Annotated in this window: 1 protein-coding gene and 1 pseudogene; both read left to right on the forward strand. The window is 72.7% G+C overall.

What is annotated here, in order from left to right:
* Positions 1-233 (forward strand): TOBE domain-containing protein (locus BKE38_RS27510; RefSeq protein WP_131829749.1); only part of this gene is annotated, 233 nt, incomplete at its 5' end.
* Positions 230-746 (forward strand): annotated as a pseudogene (locus BKE38_RS27515) (ABC transporter permease); the annotation flags it as partial. The gene BKE38_RS27510 and the pseudogene BKE38_RS27515, both read left to right, overlap by 4 nt.

Raw genomic sequence — 746 nt, forward strand, 5'->3', positions numbered from 1 at the left:
CGCTGGAAGACAGCGCCGCCCCCCCCCCCGGCTACGACAACCTGCTGGAGGCACGGCTGACGCGGCGCATCTATACCGGCGAGACCATCGCGCTGGAGACCGAGACCGAAGCCGGCCCGGTCACCGCCGAGCTGCAGGCCGGGCAGGACGGGCCCTGGCGCGACCTCGCCCCGGGCGCGCCGCTGCGGCTGGCCTTCCGGGCGGCCGATCTCGCGGTGTTTCCGGCACCATGATCGGCTGGCTGCTCGCCGCCCCCGCGCTGGCGGTCCTGGCTTTGGCCTTCCTCTGGCCGATGGCCGGGCTGTTCCGCATCAGCCTGAACCGCACCACCGACACCGGCGCCATGGAAGTGGCGGTGACCACCGACAGCTATACCAAGCTGGTCGGGGACGACTTCACCCGCGAGCTGGTGCTCAACACCGTGATGCTGGCGGCGAGCTCGGCAGCCATCGCGGTGGCGCTCGCTTTGCCGATCGCGCTGCTGGTGCGCGGCGCCTCGCCACGCTGGCGCGGGCTGCTGGCGCTGGCGGCCGTGGCGCCGCTGCTGGTCTCCGGCACGGCGCGGCTGGTCGGGTGGATGGCCATCCTCGGCGACCAGGGCATGATCAACGCGCTGCTGACAGGGATGGGGCTCAGCACCGGGCCGCTGGCGCTGATCAACAACTGGACCGGCGTGCGCATCGGCCTGGTGGAAAGCCTGATGCCCTATGCCGTGCTGGTGCTGCTGGCCGGCCTCGGCCGCCTGG

It is taken from the genome of Teichococcus deserti (assembly GCF_001982615.1).
In the GTDB taxonomy this organism is placed as follows: Bacteria; Pseudomonadota; Alphaproteobacteria; order Acetobacterales; family Acetobacteraceae; genus Pseudoroseomonas; species Pseudoroseomonas deserti.